We start from the raw sequence: 15,763 nt of genomic DNA, 5'->3' as shown, positions 1-15,763 counted from the left end.
ACCCTAGCCGAGGCTCCTGGACGCGCAGCCGCATGCTCGTGCTCGTGCTCGTGACAAGCACGTAGTGATCATGGAGACTCTGGCACTTGGGCCCACGGCTTGCGTCACCTCGCCCCGCAATCCGATCGCCACTGCCAAATTGATCAACGGAAGGTTGTCCGTGCGCAGACTCGTGTACTACATCGCGTCCTCTCTCGACGGATTCATCGCGGGACCGGACGGTTCCGACCCTTCGAGTGCGGACGGCTTCTGGCCGATCCCCGAGGACTACATTCAGCACCTCGTCACCGAGTACCCGGAAACCCTCCCCGGACCGGCCCGTGCCGCATTTTCCATCACGGACGGCGGCAAGCACTTCGACACCGTCGTCGAAGGACGGCGTTCCTACGAGATCGGGCTCAAGGCCGGTCTGACGAACGCCTACCCGCACCTGCGGCATCTGGTGTTCTCCCGGACGCTGAGCGAGAGCCCGGACCCCGACGTGGAACTGATCGCCGACGATCCGGCAGCGACGGTGCGCCAGTTGAAGCAGCAGGACGGCAAGGACATCTGGCTGGTCGGCGGCGCCGAGCTGGCCGGTGCGCTCTATTCCGAGATAGACGGGCTGATCATCAAGTTGAGTCCGATGACAATCGGCTCCGGAATTCCGCTCTTCTCCCACAAGGCAGTGTTCGATCCGTGCAATTGGGATCTGACCGACCACACCGTACTGAAGTCCGGAGCTGTCTTCCTCACCTACGCGCGCAGGGCCCCCGCCGAGTAGCCACCCGCGACGAGCGGAGGTCCCGGCAGCTCGGAGAACCGTCGGGATTCGGGAATCGCGGGCCGAGCGATGCCCACTCGGCACCCGCCGGGCTGCGGCCTTCCCGTACGACAACGTCGGCCCTCAGGATCCGTACGTACGGATCCTGAGGGCCGACGTCACACCACACGGTGCCGGGGCCGCAGCGCGAGTCGGGGTCAGGATCAGGCTCCGCAGAGCGGGACGGTCCTCACGTAGCCGCCGAGGTTCTCGTCATCGGTACCCAGGAGGGCGTCGGAGGAGCCGGGCAGGCATTCCACCGCCTCGATCTTGTACTGCGGGAATGTCCCGAGCACCGTCGGGGACGCCGCGAGCGCGACCCGTACCCGGCCGGCGGCCGACACGGTCACCCGGCCCGCGTCGCTCACCGCGGAGTCGAACGGGCCGTCGTCACCGGCGTCCGACGCCGAGCTCACAACGATCCGGCCGGAGCCGGTCACCGAGATGTCGGAGATGTGCCGGGTGCCCTCGCCGGTCGGGTACGACGCGACGTAGGACCGCCGTGTCACGGCACCGAACTGCGGCTGCCCCCACGGTGCGAACGACAGAGCCGACGCGTTCAGTGTGGCGGGACGGTCCGCACCGGCTCCCCGATCGGCCCACAGCGCGGCGACCTTCCCGTCCCGGGCGACGAGCGCGAAGCTCTCGAAGTCGTCGCCCTCGGTGATTCCGGGCAGCGGCGTGTAGTCGACGACTTCCGCCGTGGAGCCGGAGACCTTGAGACGGTAGACGATGCCGCGACTGGCGAGCGCCAGATACTCCCCGGGCATTTGGGGCACGGCCTCGATGGCCTCCAGGTCGACGGGTTCCGGTCCGTCCCAGGTGATCGGGGAGACAACGTCGGAGCCGTTGCGGTGGGTGATCCGGGAAAGGCGCTGCTGCCCGGACCGCTTGTTGTCGTGCACAGCCAGCGCGTACACCCCTTCTCCGTCCGCGGTGCGGCCTTCGTAGGCGAGACCGCTGACTCCGCTACGGGCGTCACCGCCGACCTTCTGCCAATTGCCGGCGTCCGCTCCGGCCGGGGCACTGCCGAGGATCGTCAGCAGCGCGGCCGCTGCGGTGATCGAGGCCATGCGCTGCAACATCGGGAGTTCCACTGGGAGTCGCTCGCCTTCTCTGTCCGACAGGCACGAGGTCACGCGCCGGGCGTCACGTTATTGATCATCACGAGCGCGTCCCAGCGGCGGTTACGCCATCTGCCGGAGCGCGAAGTCGAACTGGGCAGGCGCGCATCACGCACCGCGCGCCATGCGCCCGTCCGAGCCGCACCGCCGAGCCATGCTCACCGTCGCCCGTGCCACCAGCCGGGCGGAACGGGCCCGGCTGCGGGAGGTGCCGGCCGGGGTACGGAAACGTCGTGGCCGACCGCCTTGTCGTGCGGGTATCGTCCGGTCCCCCGGATCAGCCGCTCCGGCGGCCTCCGCCCCCTCCCCAGAGAGCGATTCCGATGAGCACCCGGCAGGCAACGACGACCCTTTGGCGCCCGACCGGCCCCAAGGAGCTGGATCTGGTCCGGGAACTGAACTGGCGCGCATGGCCGCCCCGTCTTCCCGAGCAGCCCATCTTCTACCCGGTTCTCAACGAGGACTACGCGATCCGGATCGCCAGGGACTGGAACGTGAAGCACGACGGTGCCGGGTTCGTCACTCGTTTCGAGGTCGATTCGGAGTTCCTGTGCCGCTATCCCGTCCAGCAGGCCGGCGGGCGGACGATTCTTGAGCTGTGGGTGCCGGCCGAGGAGCTCGACGAGTTCAACGCCCATATCGTCGGCGAGATCCAACTCGTCCACGAATTCCGCGAGAGACCCCCGGTCGCCGGGTAGTCGTTCCCGGAACGCCTCCGGGGCTTGCAGTGGAAGCGTCGTTCCACGCACGCACTCGGGAGCGCACCATGCGGTGCCGGCCCTGCGCGGCCCGGCACCGCATGGTGCGAGGATCGCGACATGAAGGACGATCTCCGCTTCCGCCTCGCCGACGACACCGACCTCCCCACTCTCGTCCGGCTGCGCGACGACGCCGCCCGCTGGATGCTCGCCCGGGGCATCACCGGGCAGTGGCAGCCCGGCGAACTGGACGAGGACCACTTCCGCCGGATCATGGCGCGTGGTGAGGTCTGGATCGCCGAGGCCGACGGCCGCCCGGCGGGGGCCTGGGAGTTGTGGTGGGCGGACGAGGACGCCTGGGGGCCGCAACCGCCGGTGGCCGGCTATGTGCACCGGCTGATGGTGGACCGCGCCGGCGCCCGGCCGGGTACGGGGCTGCGGCTGCTGCGGGCCGCGGAGCAGCGGGTGGCCGCGGCGGGGCGGGCGTTCGTCCGTCTGGACTGCCTGGCCGGCAATGCCGCCCTGAGCGCCTACTACGTGAACGACGGCTACCGGGTCGTCGGACACAAGGCAGGCAAGCTACAACCGGGCGGCACACCCAAGTCGTTCACACTCCTTGAGAAGGCCGTGCAGCTCGGCCACGAGGGCTGAGCCGCCACGGCCACAGGGGGCGCACCGACTCGTCAGCGGCGGAGTGCGCAGTGGGTCAGGCGGGAGCGGGCGGTCCGCCGGCTGACCCCGAGCGCCATGGCGGCACCGTCCCGGTCCGGCCCGTCCACGGCGTCGAGGCTGTACGCGGCATCCGCGGCCGCGCGCCGGGTCGCGTTCCAGGGTGGCGGCGGCCCGGGTCGCGGCCAGTGGGTCGTCGGCGGCCAGTGCGGTGAGACGTGTCTCGACCTGGTCGAGGAGGGCCGTGAGGTCGACCGGCAGGGGAACCGCTCGGGCCTGTACGTCGGTGATGTGTGCGTCCCGGTCAGCTTCCGGGCCGCTGTGTCGAACAGGTACGGATTCCGCCGTTCGACGGCCTCCCGGCCGAGCGGGCGGGGCGTGCCGCGCCGGCCGCACGAACACGCACCGCGCATCTCGGTGGCGACCGGAGCGCCGAGCGTGCCGTCGCAGACGTACCAGTCGGTGCTCTGATGCACCGTCGGCCCGCTCCCGGCGTCGAAGTACACCGGGCCCGGCCGACCCGCCGGCAACCCTGCCCGACCACGGCGAGTCCCGGCGGGCGGATACCCGAACCGGTGAATCGGCCGACCGGAACGACCGGAACGACCCTGGGGGGCGGTACCGGTCAGTCCGTCGCGGACGAGGGGGTGTCCGGCCGGCCCGCGCGGGACCAGGTGAGGCCTTCGAGCTGTTCGATGCTCTGGTTGAACTCCACCAGCAGGGTGAGGAACTGCTCGGTGCGCTCTCCCGTCCACCCCGACGCCTCGATGAGGCGCGTGGTACCCGCCCGGCTGATGGCGCGATCCGCCTCCAGGCGTTCCAGGCCGAGTGCGGTGGGGCGGAATTTGCGCGCCATCCCGCCCTCGGGGTCGGGGATGCGCTCCACCAGACCGTTCCGGAGCATCGCGCTGACCTGGCGGTTGATGGTGGAGACGTCGACCTGGAAGGTGTGCGCCAGTTCCTTGAGGGTGAGCGGATCACCGACTTCGAGTCGGGTGAGCAGGACGTAGGCCGAGCGTTCCAGGCTCTGGCCGATGCGGGGGCCCCGTGCGGCGATGAAATGCCGGGACAGCAAGGTCAGCTCCCGTTCCAGATCGCTCAGCCGGTGCGCTTGCTCACTCATGTACTTGGTCCTCTTCCACCGTCGGTTCCCACTCATCATCGCGCATCCCCGCCCCGTCCCGGCGGACACCACGAACCAAGCTTGTGCACTATGCACATCATGTGTATCTTGAACATTATGTGCATGACGCCTACACCGGTCGGCACTGACCGCACAGCCCACTTGTCCGACACACCCGAGGCACGGAGTCCCGCATGAGCGCAGACCAGCCCGAGGACGAAACAGCTGTTACGTATCCGACCGCACGAACCTGCCCCTTCGACCCGCCCACCGATTTCGCCCGGCTCCGCGCCCTCCCCGGGCTCCCGCGCACGCGCGCGCTGGAGGACGCACGCCCCTGGCTGATCACCCGGTACGAGGACGCCAGGGCCGTACTCGCCAGCCCGGCGTTCTCGGCGCGGCTGGACAGTCCCGGCTTCCCTCTCTTCAGCCCGGGCGACGTGCAGCAGCGCGACGACCGGGTCGAGAGCCTCATCCGCAGCGACGACCCCGACCACCTCACCCGGCGCCGTCGGCTGACCCGGCATTTCACGGTCAAGCGGGTACACGCCATGCGCGACGAGATCCAGCAGGTGGTCGACTCCGCGCTCGACGACCTGCTGGACGCGGGATCGCCCGCCGATCTGGTAGCGCTGGTGGCCCGCCCCGTTCCGGCACGGGTCATCTGCCTGCTGCTCGGTGTGCCCTATGCGGACCACGCCTTCTTCCAGCAGGCGGCCGCCCGGGCCCTGGCGGGCGACGCGGACCCCGCCGACGTGCGGATCGCCCTGCGTGAACTGGGCGACTACCTCGACGTACTCGTCCAGGAGAAGGCGCGTACGTCCGGCGACGACGTCCTGTCACAGCTGGCCCGCGACCTGCTGCTACCGGGCACCGTCGACCGGGCGGAGCTCGTCAATGTCGCCATGACGCTGCTCGTCGCAGGCTTCGAGACCACCGGCAACATGATCGGGCTGGGCACCGCGCTCTTCCTCCGCCATCCCGAGCAGCGGGACCTGTTCATGGCCGGGGACGAGACCCTCGGGGCCAACGCCGTGGAGGAGCTGCTGCGATACCTCTCGGTGGCCCAGCACCCGCGCCAGCTGGCGGTCCAGAGCGCGGTGACCGTCGCCGGATGCCCCCTCTCGCCCGGGGACGGTGTACTGATCTCGCTGCCGTCGGCCAATCGGGATCCGCGGGAGTTCGACTCCCCCGACACGTTCGACATCGGCCGAACCGCCCGCGGGCACCTCGCCTTCAGCCACGGCACCCATCAGTGCCTCGGCCAGGCGCTCGCCCGGCTGGAGCTGCTGCTGACCTTCCGCACCCTGTTCGCCCGGGTGCCCACGTTGCGACTGGCCGACAGTTCCGACGGTTCCGAGGGCTTCGACGTCAACACCCAGAGCCGTGTCCACGGTTTCAACTCGCTCCAAGTCGCCTGGTAGGAGAGCCAATCCGATGAAGATCGACATTGATCAGGACAAGTGCGTCGGCGCCGGCCAGTGTGTACTGGTCTCTCCCGAGGTCTTCGACCAGCGGGACGAGGACGGGGTCGCCGTCCTGCTGACCGAGGATCCCCCGGCCCAGGAGCGCGGCGCGGTCGAGGAGGCCGCCCGGATCTGCCCCGCCGCGGCCATCCGGGTGGACGGCCGGTGAACCGGCACATCGTCGTCGTCGGCGCCGCGGCAGCGGGACTGGCCGTCACGGAGCAGCTGCGCCGCCTCGGTTACGACGGTGACCTCTCGCTCGTCGGCGCGGAGAACCATCCACCCTACGACCGTCCTCCGCTGTCCAAGCGTTTCCTCGCCGGTGAACTGAGCGCAGAGCAGCTCCGGTTGGCTGGGCCCGAAGCCCTGGACCGGCTCGCGCTCTCCATGTACCGCGGCCGCCGGGCGGTCGCCGCCGACCTCGACTCGCGCACCGTCACCCTGGACGACGGGACCCTGCTCACGTACACCGACCTGGTCGTCGCCACCGGCGTCGCTCCCCGCGGGCTCACCGGCACCGGGCCGCCGGACGGTGACGGACAGCCGGGCGACATCGGGCGCCCCGGCCGTGCCGGGACGCTCAAGACCCTGGACGACGCACGGGCGCTGGCCGAGCAGCTACGGCCCGGTCGACGGGTGGTCATCGCGGGTGGCGGCTTCCTCGGTACGGAAACCGCGTGGACAGCCCTTGCGCTGGGGTGCGAGGTCACACTCGTCAACCGCGCCGCGAATCCACTGGCGGTCCTCGGCAGTCACGTCGGCTCCCTGGCCGGTGAGAGGCTGTGTGCGGCCGGCGCCACCCTGCTGAACGGGCGCACGGTCCGAGCAGTGCACCAGCGGGACGGGCTTCCCGAAGCCGGGCGCCCGACCGTCCTGCTGAGCGACGGCACCCGGCTGCCCGCCGATGTCGTACTCGGCGCGATCGGCTCGGAGCCTGCGACGGACTGGCTCGATCCGACCGGACTCGACCTGTCCGACGGGGTGCGCTGCGACGCGGGCGGCCGGGCCGCACCCGGCGTGTACGCGTGCGGTGACGTGGCGTCCTGGTACCACCCCCGCCACGGTGGGCACCTGCGTCTGGAACACCGGATGCACGCCGGCGAGCAGGCGCGGGTCGTGGCCGCCAATCTGCTGGGCGGCACGGAGGTACTGGACTCCGTCCCCTTCTTCTGGACGGATCAGGGACCGCACAAGATCGTCGTGCACGGCCTGCTCACGCCCGGCGCGGAGTTCATGCCCCTTGAGGCCGATCCGGACCGTGACCGCTTCACCGGTGTCTACCGGCTGGACGGCCGACCCGTCGCCGTACTCGCCTGGAACTCACCGAGGGAGGCACTGCGCCTGCGCCGGGAACTGCTCACCGATCCCCGGTCCGCCGGTCCCCCGCCACCCGCGGTGCCTGCGGCCGGGATGCCCGCACCGCAGTAGAACCGCCCGTTCATGTCCATCGGCGCCCGTCGGGTGCCGATCCGTTCAAGGAGCCCCAGTTGTCAGCCAGAACCACCCGCGCGGTGGGACCGGGTGCGGTCACCGCCGTGATCGCGCTGAGCGGCGTCGTGGTGTCGCTCATGCAGACGCTCGTCGTCCCGATCATTCCGCAGCTCCCGCAGTTGCTGCACGCCGAGCCGTCGGACGCGTCCTGGGTGATCACCGCCACGCTCCTCGCGGCCGCCGTGGTGACACCCATATCCGGGCGCCTCGGTGACATGTTCGGCAAACGCCGGATCCTCATCGCCAGCCTCGTCGCGCTCGTCGTCGGCTCCGTGGTGTGCGCCCTGTCCGACAGCCTCGTCCCGGCGATCACCGGCCGGGTGCTGCAGGGCCTGGCCACCGGCGTCATCCCCGTCGGCATCAGCATCCTGCGCGACGAACTGCCCGCCGAGCGCGTCGGCGGTGCCGTGTCCCTGGTCAGCGCGAGCCTCGGGGTCGGTGGTGCGATCGGGCTTCCCGTCTCCGCCGCCATCGTCCAGTACGCCCACTGGCACGTCCTGTTCTGGCTCTCCGCCGGGCTGGGACTGGCCTGCCTCGCCCTGGTGGCCTTCCTCGTACCCGAGTCCCCGAACAAGGCGCCCGGGCGGTTCGACACCCCCGGTGCGATCGGGCTGGCCGTCGGCCTGGTGTGCTTGCTGCTGCCGGTCACCAAGGGCGGCGACTGGGGCTGGACGAGCGGCGCCACGCTCGGGCTGTTCGCGGGCGGCATCGTGGTCCTGGTTCTCTGGGCGGTCTACGAGATGCGCGTCCCCCAGCCGCTGGTGGACCTGCGTGTCACCGTGCGCCGGCCCGTGCTGTTCACCAATCTGGCCTCCGTACTCGTCGGCTTCGCCATGTACGCGATGTCCCTGACCCTGCCGCAGCTGCTCCAGTCGCCCGAGGCCACCGGCTACGGCCTCGGCCAGTCCACGCTCGCGGCGGGTCTCGCCCTGGCACCGGGCGGCCTGGTCATGATGGCCCTGTCACCCGTCTCGGCCCGGATCACCGCCCGGCACGGTGCCCGCTCCGCGCTGCTGCTCGGCGTGGGCGTCATCGGGATCGGCTACGGCGTGGGCCTGCTGCTGATGTCCGAGGTGTGGCAGATCGTCATCACCTCGATGATCGTCAGCGCCGGTGTCGGCATCGCCTATGCCGCGATGCCCGCCCTGATCATGGACGCCGTGCCGCTGACCGAGACGGCATCCGCCAACGGGGTCAACGCGCTCATGCGGTCGATCGGTACCTCCACGTCCAGCGCGGTGATGGCCGCGATCCTGGCGAACATGACCATGCGGCTCGGCCCGGCCTCGGTTCCTGCCGAGCACGGGTTCCGCATGACCTATGTCGTCGCGATGGTCGCCACGGTCGTCGGGCTCCTCCTCACCCTCGCCATCCCGCGCGTCCGGCGCTCTTCCGCGGAGCAGGTCGCCGGGATGGAGGCCGTACAGCCCCGGGCCACCACCGGAAAGCACTGAATCGGCCAGGCCTGCTGAATCGGCCAGGCCTGCGGAACCGGCCAGGCCTGCTGAACCAACAAGCACACAGCACCACAGCACCAACAGGTACGACGAAAGGACATGGCCATGGAACGCCTCAAGGACAAGGTCGCGGTCATCACCGGCGCGGGCAGCGGGATCGGAAGGTCCGCCGCAGAACTGATGAGCCGGCAGGGCGCCCGCGTCGTGGTCGCCGACCACAACGCCCAGGCCGCCGAGGAGACCGCCGCGATCATCGAGGCCGCGGGCGGACAGGCGCTGCCGGTCACCGTGGACGTCACCAACGAGGGCTCGGTCGCCGACATGGTCGCCGCGACCATCAGGGAGTTCGACGGCCTGCACGTCCTGTGCAACCACGTCGGCGGAACGAACCCGCGCAGGGACCTGGACCTGCTCCGCATGGACATGGACGAGTTCGACCGGGCCGTCGCCCTCAATGTGCGCAGCACCCTGCTGGGTTCCCGGCACGCGGTGCCCCACATGATCAGCGCCGGTGGCGGATCCATCATCAACACCGCCTCCGTGGCAGCGCTCGTCGGCGACGTCCTGCAGACCTCCTACGGTGCCGTCAAGGCCGCGGTGGTCAGCATCACCAAGTCGATCGCCGTCCAGTACGGGCCGCAGAACGTGCGCTGCAACGCCATCGCTCCCGGCGCGGTCATGACCCCCGCGCTGGAGAACAACCTCCCCGAGGACGTCGTCGAGGCGCTGCGCAGGGGCAATGCCCTGCCGTACCTGGGCTCTCCCGAGGACATCGGCCACACCATGGTGTTCCTCGCCTCCGACGAGTCGCGCTACCTCACCGGCCAACTCCTCGTCGTCGACGGCGGGATGACCATGCAGTCCTCCGCCGCCCCCGGGCGGCGGGCCATGCTCCCCGGTTAGGATCCGGCCCCGGGGGCGGTGGCGACCGCCCCCGGGCACACCGGCTCGGTAGAATCGGGTCCGGTCGTTGCTGGTGAGGGTTGTTCCTGGGGGGTGGCATGGCGGTCGAGATCGACCTGCCGCTCGGCGAGGACACCGCCCCCGAGGGCCGGGCCAGGGCCGATGCCGATGCTTTCCGGCTCGCTTCCACGCTCACCGAGATCGGCAACGAACATTTTCTGCGGGCAACACTGCCCGGTCCGGCACGCTTCCACCACCGCAGCACCGACCGGCTCATCGGCCGCCCCGGTCACGATCCGGAGGCCGGCGAACCCACCTCCAGCCTCCTGCTGCGCGCGATCCATCTGTGCTTCACCGCCCACCTGCCCCTGAGCCTGTCGCCGGACCTGCTCTGGTACGCGATCGTGCACGAGACGGCCGTCCACATCCGGCTGAACTCCCATACGTATGAGGGGCTGTTCACCAGCACACCAGGCGAGCAGCAGGAGATCGCAGTCCGTGACGATCTGGCGGCGTCGGACTGGGGGCGCTCGATCAACCTGGTCCAGCGGCCGTTGCGTACCCGGATCGGCGACGACGTGGCCGATCTGTTCCAGCCCGCGTTCTCCACCACCACCCCGGACGACGCCACTGCCGCGCTGGTGGCGCTGATGGACGCGGTCAGCCCCTACTACCGCTTCCGGTGGATCTCGCTCTGCGGCATCCCCCGGATCAGGCTGGAGGGCTCCGGCCGGGACTGGCGCCTGCTGGCCGGCCGCGTACGTGAACTGGAGGAGTGGTTCGACGGCCTGCGGCCGTGGTTCAAGGCCCTGCACCCCGTGTTGGACGCGATCAGTGCGACGGCTTCGGGGTGGGGAGCGGACAAGGACTTCTGGCGTTCGCTGTACAAGTGGGAGTCGGCGTCCGGCGGGGACCGGGTCACGGGGTGGATCACCGCCTTCTTCGCCCACCGGTACACCGACGACGGCCCCGTTCCGAAGGAGTCGTTCGGTCCGGGGACTTCCGTGGAGGAGGAGTTTCCCTCGCACCTCTCGCAGGTCCCGTTCCGCTGGCAGACGCCGTCCGGGGATCACCGGATGGCCTTTCTCGGGGGCGTGCTCGGTATCACCCGTGACGGTGAGTGGATCCGCCCCCGGCTCGGTCATGCCGTGGTGGAACTGCTGCCGGCCGACTGCCCGGACAGTGAGCGGTCGGAGGCGGAGCGCGCGGATGACGATTGCGCGGATGACGATTGCCCGCACCTGCCCGTCACCGCGGACTGACGGACCGGTCGGCAGTCCTGGTGTCGGTCAGCGTTCCTGCGAGAGTGCCAGGAGTTCGGCGAAGGTGCCGTCGGCGTGGACCAGGTCCTCGTACCGGCCCTGTTCGGTGATCCGGCCGTGCTCCATCACGACGATGTGATCGGCGATCCTGGTGTTCTCCAGCCGATGGGTGACGACGACCGTGATGCGGTCGCCGGCGATTGCCTTGATCCGTTCGAAGATGCGGTGCTCGCCTCGCGGGTCCATCTGCGAGGTGGGCTCGTCCAGAATCAGGAGTGACGGCCGGCGGTACAGGGCGCGCGAACACGCCAGCCGCTGCCACTGTCCGCCGGACAGCTCCGCACCGCCGAAGACCTCGCGGGCAAGGAGGGTGTCCAGACGGTGCGGCAGTTCCTCGACCGCCTCGCGCATCCCGACCGCGTCGACCGCCTCCCACACGGGTCCGTCGTCGATGGTGCGGGGCTGCCCCAGGTTGACGTTCTCCCGCACCCGTAGCGGCCACTGGGCGAAGATCTGCGGGACCAGCCCCGTACGGCTCCAGACGGTGGCGGGGTCGACCTCGGCGAGATCGGCTCCGTTCCAGGTCACATTGCCCTTGTCGGGCAGGTTGATGCCGGTGAGCAGCCTGGTCAGGGTCGACTTGCCGGAGCCGTTCGTCCCGACGATCGCGAGAATCTGACCGCGCCGCAGCGTCAGCGAGACACCCGCGACAGCCGGTTTCTCCTTCCCCGGGTACTGATAGACGACTTCGTCGAGCCGGATCTCGTCGACCGGACCGGTGACGGCGGTCTTCCCCCGCTTGGGGGCCCGGTCGGCAGCGGCGTCGAGAAAGGCCTGCATGTCGCCGAGGTAGAGGCTGGTGTGGAAGACCGCGGCTCCGTTGATGACGACCTGCGAGAGGGACGCCAGGGTGGTCTGTACCGCGAGTACGGCGGTCGCGGCGATCGCCAGCCCGATCCGGCCGGTCACGGCGAGCCAGGCGAGTGCGGCCCAGGTCAGGACCAGGAAGGCACCGCCGGCCAGGGAGGAGAGCAGCGCGATACGAAGGGTGCGCGGGGCGGCGGCCAGGGTCCGCCGGTCGCACCGTGCGGACAGCGACCGGAACCAGAACAGCAGGTAGTCGGTCATTCCGTTGGCGCGGAGTTCGTCACCGTACTTGGGTGTGGTGGACCACCAGCGCATCATCCCGCGCACGTTGCGGTCGGCCACGTTGGCGTAGTGGATCTCGTAGTCCACGCGGGCGGTCAGGACGGCTCCGATCCCGGCGGGCAGCACAGCGAGGAGCAACAGCGGCAGCATCGCCGGGTTCAGTGCGGACAGGACGCCGCCGGCCGTGATCATCCGGATCAGCGCGGACATGAACCTCTGGGCGTCGGCGACCATCACATGGGTGCGCAGCACGCCCATCTCGGCGGCCTCCTGACGGTCCGCGAACCCGTGTTCCGAGTACGCCGCGGCTTCCACCCGGCAGACCGCCTCGACCAGGGCGGTGTCCGTCTCGGTGGTCAGCATCGGGGTGATGCGCCGCTCGGCGTACGCCCCCAGCGCCCCCGCTGCCCGTGCGAGGGCGGCGGCGACGGCCACCAGGAGGAGCGCGGGCAGGGCGTCGTGCAGCCGGTCGGCCACGGCTCCGGTGCCGAGCACGGGCTTCATCGCCCGCGCTGTCGCCGTCAGGAGGGCGGCCGCGGCCAGTCCCGTCGCCAACTGGCACCCGAGCAGCAGCTGCACCGCCCGGCGGTCGGTCTGCCATGACAGTCGGGCGATCCGGCGCAGGACCCGTGGAATCTGCCCGCACATCTTCCGGAAGGAGACCTCGGCGAGCGGATTGACCGCGTACTGCCCGCTGTAGTCGATCTCCGCCGGAAGCGGTGGGGGTGGGAGTGGGGGTGACGCCGTGAGCTGCTGTTCCTCTGTGCCGATCGAGGTCAAGTGAGCCTCCTGAAAGGTCGCTTGGGCATGTCATGAAGCTCAACGACAGGGCAGATTTTTCGAACACATGTATTTGAGCCGAGGCGGATTCCGTACGGCAGAGCGAGAAGCGGAGCGTGCGGGATGCACCGACCGTTGCCGTGTACGGGGACGGCTCGGAGCGATGTTGGCCGAAACGCCGTCGACTCCCGCACAGAGGACAGGAGCCGACGCGGGGACGGGTGGACAGGGGCTGACATGAGCACGGGAACCGACATGAGCACAGGATCTGACATGAGGGCGTCTGCCTCGCGGCCTACGGGGCGGCCGGCGCTCCACCCGGTTCGACGAGCACCCGGCGGGCACGGGCCGGGCGGCCCCGGCAGGCCCGTGCCTCTTCCCCGGTCCGTCGCAGTGGACGACACTCGTCGCAAGATCACAGCACTCTGCGACGGGGAGATCGGGGTGGGCACATGCGGGGTCTCGTACTGCGGCTGGCCGGGCTCAATGCCGGGGCGGAGAGCGCCATGCGGTTGATCGGCTTCTTCGACACCCTCGTCGAACAGCGGCTGGGGCTCGACGGGGTACTGGGGACGGCGGCCCGGGTCGCCGGGTGTCCGGTCGGTCTGGCCGGTCCCGGTCCCGACGGTCTGGCGGCCGGGCCGGACGGCAGTACCCGGCCGGGCGGGCCTCTTCCGGGCGCGGCCGTACGGGAGCTGCGCGGCGGGCAGTGTGCCTGGCTGGCACGTGAGGGTGGGCCTCAGCCCTTGGACGGGTTGTTCCTGGAGCGGCTGGCACTGGCCTGCGACACCGTGCTGAGCCGTCGGGGGAATGAGGCGGTGCCGCTCGACCCGGCGCTGCTGGAGACCGCCATCAGCTCCACCGCCCCGCTGCCCGAGCGGGCACGCGCACTGCGTTTGCTGGGTTTCGCCCCTTCGGGCCAGTTCACCGTCCTGGCCGTCGACGGCGGGCACGGCCCGCAGGGGCTGGTGCCGGTCCTCGAACGGCTCCCCACCGCCCCGGCGGGGCGGCGCCGCACGGCCGCGCTGGGCCCGGTGCACGCGGTGGCCGTGGCGGGCCCGCTGCCCGAGCGGCTGCTCGCCCCAGCGGGTTTCCGGATCGGAGTCGGCCCCGAGGTCACGGCGACGGAGGCGCCGCGTTCCTGGGAGGGCGCGATGCGGGCGCTGCGGTTCGCGGGAACCTCGCGCTCGGATGTGGGGCTGGCTCCGGTCGCGGAGGAGCCCGCCATCTACCACTCCTCGCTCGGCGCCTTCGAGGTGCTCGCGAGGGAACTGTCCGGGCCGGCCATCGCCGGCATCGGGGACCTGGACGTCCTGGACGCGCTCGCGGCGGAACCGGGCAGCGGCCCGGAGCTGCTGACCACCCTGGAAGTCCTGGTGCAGGCGGGTTCGCTGCGCGCGGCAGCGCGGGAACTGCACCTGCACCACAACTCGGTGGCGGTCCGGGTCGCCCGGGCGGAGGCCGCGCTCGGCTACGGACTGGGCGAGACGGTGGGCCGCTTCCGCCTCGCGCTGGCCCTCGCCCTGCGCCGGCTGCGGGACAACCCGGCGTAGCGCCGACCACGCAGGCAGCGCGGCAGAGAGCCAAGAGGACGGGACGGGAAAGGAAGGGGGATGAGAGAAGAGAGAGAAGGGAGGCCAAGGAAAGGAAGGGAAGAGGAGGCCGTCGAACGGACATGTCCCTGTCCCCTTCCTCTCCCCGGCGCAAGCCGCCAACCGGCTCGGACGGGGGCGGATCGCGCGCCACCCGGCTCATGACCCGGTCGGGGCGGCGGACACAGACTGACGGACGTCAGCAGCGGTTCTCCCGGGCGGTCCAGTTCTCCGTCCGGGGCCGCTCCGTGCCGTCCGCCGGAGGCCCCCGTGCCCCTTCCCCTGCCCGTGGATCCCGAACTCGCCCCGTGGCTCGCCCTGCTGCCCGCTCTCGATGTCGGTGATGCCGCCGCCGCGCGGGCCACCGTGGAGGCGATGGGCGCCGCCGCGCCGCCCTTCGTCGTCCCCGAGGACGTCGAGGTGAGCGCGCACAGCGTTCCGGGGGCGCCGGACGCCCCCGGGGTTCCGTTGACGGTCTTCCGTCCGACGGGGGCCGGGACCGCGCTGCCCGCCGTGCTCTACGTGCACGGCGGCGGGTTCATCCTGGAGGAGGGGGACGGGGACCGGGCCCTCGCCGCACGCTGGGCGGCCGACCTGGGTGCCGTTGTCGTCTCCGTACGCTACCGCCTGGCTCCCGAGCACCCCTATCCGGCCGCCACCGACGACTGTTACGCCGCTCTGGAGTGGCTGGCCGGGAACACCGCGGGCCTGGGGGTGGACCCGGCCCGGATCGCCGTCGCGGGGATCAGTGCCGGGGGCGGTCTGGCCGCCGCACTCGCCCTGCTGGCCAGGGACCGCGGCGGACCGGCACTGTGCTTCCAGTTGCTGGACATACCCGAACTGGACGACCGCCTGGAGACACCCTCGATGCGGGAGTTCACCGGCACACCGGTGTGGAACCGTCCCAACGCCGTACACAGCTGGCGGGCCTATCTCGGGGCGGACCGCGACCCCGACGACCCGGTACCGGCCTATGCCGCGCCCGCCCGCGCCGAGGACCTGACGGGGCTGCCGCCCGCGTACGTCGCGGTCAGCGACCTCGATCCGCTGCGCGACGAGGGCCTCGACTACGCCCGACGTCTGGTGCAGGCCGGTGTTCCCACCGAACTGCACCTGTTTCCCGGCACCTTCCACGGCGCGGCGGGCTTCATGCCCGACACCGCCGTGACCCGCCGCATGACCGAGGGTGCGCTGGGCGCGCTGCGCCGCGGCCTCTCCGTCTGACACACCCCACTCCCCCGCAAGGA

At 70.8% G+C, this 15,763-nt stretch carries 15 protein-coding genes; 12 read left to right on the top strand and 3 right to left on the bottom strand.

Translation table 11 applies throughout. The features are described 5' to 3' along the window. Positions 1–160: 160 nt before the first annotated feature. Complete coding sequence (locus AADR41_RS00810; RefSeq protein WP_342279401.1) at positions 161–763, top strand: dihydrofolate reductase family protein; 603 nt, start codon at positions 161–163, stop codon at positions 761–763. 203 nt (positions 764–966) lie between these two features. On the opposite strand, the gene AADR41_RS00805 is transcribed toward AADR41_RS00810, so the two are convergent. Next, the gene (locus AADR41_RS00805) at positions 967–1,887 is read right to left on the bottom strand and encodes a hypothetical protein (protein WP_342279400.1); all 921 of its coding nucleotides are present in this window, start codon (positions 1,885–1,887) and stop codon (positions 967–969) included. 362 nt (positions 1,888–2,249) lie between these two features. Here AADR41_RS00805 and AADR41_RS00800 point away from each other — a divergent pair, with 362 nt between their 5' ends. The 3 genes from AADR41_RS00800 to AADR41_RS00790 all read left to right on the top strand — a co-directional run bounded on the left by AADR41_RS00800 (position 2,250) and on the right by AADR41_RS00790 (position 3,764). Next, a complete protein-coding gene (locus tag AADR41_RS00800) occupies positions 2,250–2,624 on the top strand; it encodes a hypothetical protein (protein WP_342279399.1) in 375 nt (124 codons plus the stop codon). A gap of 120 nt (positions 2,625–2,744) precedes the next feature. Beyond that, positions 2,745–3,275, top strand: a complete 531-nt coding sequence (locus AADR41_RS00795) for a GNAT family N-acetyltransferase (RefSeq protein ID WP_342279398.1) — start codon at positions 2,745–2,747, stop codon at positions 3,273–3,275. 96 nt (positions 3,276–3,371) lie between these two features. Further along, positions 3,372–3,764, top strand: coding sequence for a hypothetical protein (locus tag AADR41_RS00790; RefSeq protein WP_342279397.1), 393 nt, complete (start codon positions 3,372–3,374; stop codon positions 3,762–3,764). Between the two features lie 154 nt (positions 3,765–3,918). On the opposite strand, the gene AADR41_RS00785 is transcribed toward AADR41_RS00790, so the two are convergent. Beyond that, entirely contained in the window at positions 3,919–4,416 is a 498-nt protein-coding gene (locus AADR41_RS00785) for a MarR family winged helix-turn-helix transcriptional regulator (RefSeq protein ID WP_342279396.1), read from the bottom strand. 194 nt (positions 4,417–4,610) lie between these two features. Here AADR41_RS00785 and AADR41_RS00780 point away from each other — a divergent pair, with 194 nt between their 5' ends. The 6 genes from AADR41_RS00780 (at position 4,611) to AADR41_RS00755 (ending at position 10,995) form a co-directional block, all read left to right on the top strand. After that, the gene (locus tag AADR41_RS00780) at positions 4,611–5,840 is read left to right on the top strand and encodes a cytochrome P450 (protein ID WP_342279395.1); all 1,230 of its coding nucleotides are present in this window, start codon (positions 4,611–4,613) and stop codon (positions 5,838–5,840) included. A gap of 13 nt (positions 5,841–5,853) precedes the next feature. Then, on the top strand, positions 5,854–6,051 hold the full coding sequence (locus tag AADR41_RS00775) for a ferredoxin (RefSeq protein WP_342279394.1): 198 nt from the start codon (positions 5,854–5,856) through the stop codon (positions 6,049–6,051). Next, the gene (locus tag AADR41_RS00770) at positions 6,048–7,310 is read left to right on the top strand and encodes an NAD(P)/FAD-dependent oxidoreductase (RefSeq protein WP_342279393.1); all 1,263 of its coding nucleotides are present in this window, start codon (positions 6,048–6,050) and stop codon (positions 7,308–7,310) included. The genes AADR41_RS00775 and AADR41_RS00770 overlap by 4 nt, the downstream gene beginning before the upstream one ends. A gap of 59 nt (positions 7,311–7,369) precedes the next feature. Continuing rightward, positions 7,370–8,827 (top strand): MFS transporter, encoded by a 1,458-nt coding sequence (locus AADR41_RS00765; RefSeq protein WP_342279392.1) that lies wholly within the window; start codon positions 7,370–7,372, stop codon positions 8,825–8,827. A 108-nt stretch (positions 8,828–8,935) separates the two neighbouring features. Further along, complete coding sequence (locus AADR41_RS00760) at positions 8,936–9,733, top strand: SDR family NAD(P)-dependent oxidoreductase (RefSeq protein WP_342279391.1); 798 nt, start codon at positions 8,936–8,938, stop codon at positions 9,731–9,733. Positions 9,734–9,831: 98 nt separating this feature from the next. Next, positions 9,832–10,995 (top strand): DUF4419 domain-containing protein, encoded by a 1,164-nt coding sequence (locus tag AADR41_RS00755; RefSeq protein ID WP_342279390.1) that lies wholly within the window; start codon positions 9,832–9,834, stop codon positions 10,993–10,995. A gap of 27 nt (positions 10,996–11,022) precedes the next feature. Here AADR41_RS00755 and AADR41_RS00750 read toward each other — a convergent pair whose 3' ends face one another. Then, positions 11,023–12,924: an ATP-binding cassette domain-containing protein gene (locus tag AADR41_RS00750; protein ID WP_342279389.1), complete on the bottom strand. Its 1,902-nt coding sequence runs from the start codon at positions 12,922–12,924 to the stop codon at positions 11,023–11,025. A gap of 452 nt (positions 12,925–13,376) precedes the next feature. On the opposite strand from AADR41_RS00750, the gene AADR41_RS00745 reads away from it, so the two are divergent. Then, complete coding sequence (locus tag AADR41_RS00745) at positions 13,377–14,477, top strand: helix-turn-helix domain-containing protein (RefSeq protein ID WP_342279388.1); 1,101 nt, start codon at positions 13,377–13,379, stop codon at positions 14,475–14,477. A 309-nt stretch (positions 14,478–14,786) separates the two neighbouring features. Beyond that, positions 14,787–15,740, top strand: coding sequence for an alpha/beta hydrolase (locus AADR41_RS00740; RefSeq protein WP_342279387.1), 954 nt, complete (start codon positions 14,787–14,789; stop codon positions 15,738–15,740). Positions 15,741–15,763: the final 23 nt, after the last annotated feature.

The sequence above is a fragment of the Streptomyces sp. CLV115 genome (genome assembly GCF_038448545.1).
GTDB lineage: Bacteria > Actinomycetota > Actinomycetes > Streptomycetales > Streptomycetaceae > Streptomyces > Streptomyces sanglieri.
Note: the sequence above shows the minus strand (reverse complement) of the source record. Positions and strands in the feature narration are given on the sequence as shown.

Excerpts from the sequence above, each read along its gene's own strand:
- AADR41_RS00790 (WP_342279397.1), top strand. The coding sequence starts at position 3,372 with ATGGCGGCACCGTCCCGGTCCGGCCCGTCCACGGCGTCGAGGCTGTAC.
- AADR41_RS00775 (WP_342279394.1), top strand. The coding sequence starts at position 5,854 with ATGAAGATCGACATTGATCAGGACAAGTGCGTCGGCGCCGGCCAGTGT.
- AADR41_RS00755 (WP_342279390.1), top strand. The coding sequence starts at position 9,832 with ATGGCGGTCGAGATCGACCTGCCGCTCGGCGAGGACACCGCCCCCGAG.
- AADR41_RS00805 (WP_342279400.1), bottom strand. The coding sequence starts at position 1,887 with ATGTTGCAGCGCATGGCCTCGATCACCGCAGCGGCCGCGCTGCTGACG.
- AADR41_RS00760 (WP_342279391.1), top strand. The coding sequence starts at position 8,936 with ATGGAACGCCTCAAGGACAAGGTCGCGGTCATCACCGGCGCGGGCAGC.
- AADR41_RS00795 (WP_342279398.1), top strand. The coding sequence starts at position 2,745 with ATGAAGGACGATCTCCGCTTCCGCCTCGCCGACGACACCGACCTCCCC.
- AADR41_RS00745 (WP_342279388.1), top strand. The coding sequence starts at position 13,377 with ATGCGGGGTCTCGTACTGCGGCTGGCCGGGCTCAATGCCGGGGCGGAG.
- AADR41_RS00800 (WP_342279399.1), top strand. The coding sequence starts at position 2,250 with ATGAGCACCCGGCAGGCAACGACGACCCTTTGGCGCCCGACCGGCCCC.
- AADR41_RS00785 (WP_342279396.1), bottom strand. The coding sequence starts at position 4,416 with ATGAGTGAGCAAGCGCACCGGCTGAGCGATCTGGAACGGGAGCTGACC.
- AADR41_RS00780 (WP_342279395.1), top strand. The coding sequence starts at position 4,611 with ATGAGCGCAGACCAGCCCGAGGACGAAACAGCTGTTACGTATCCGACC.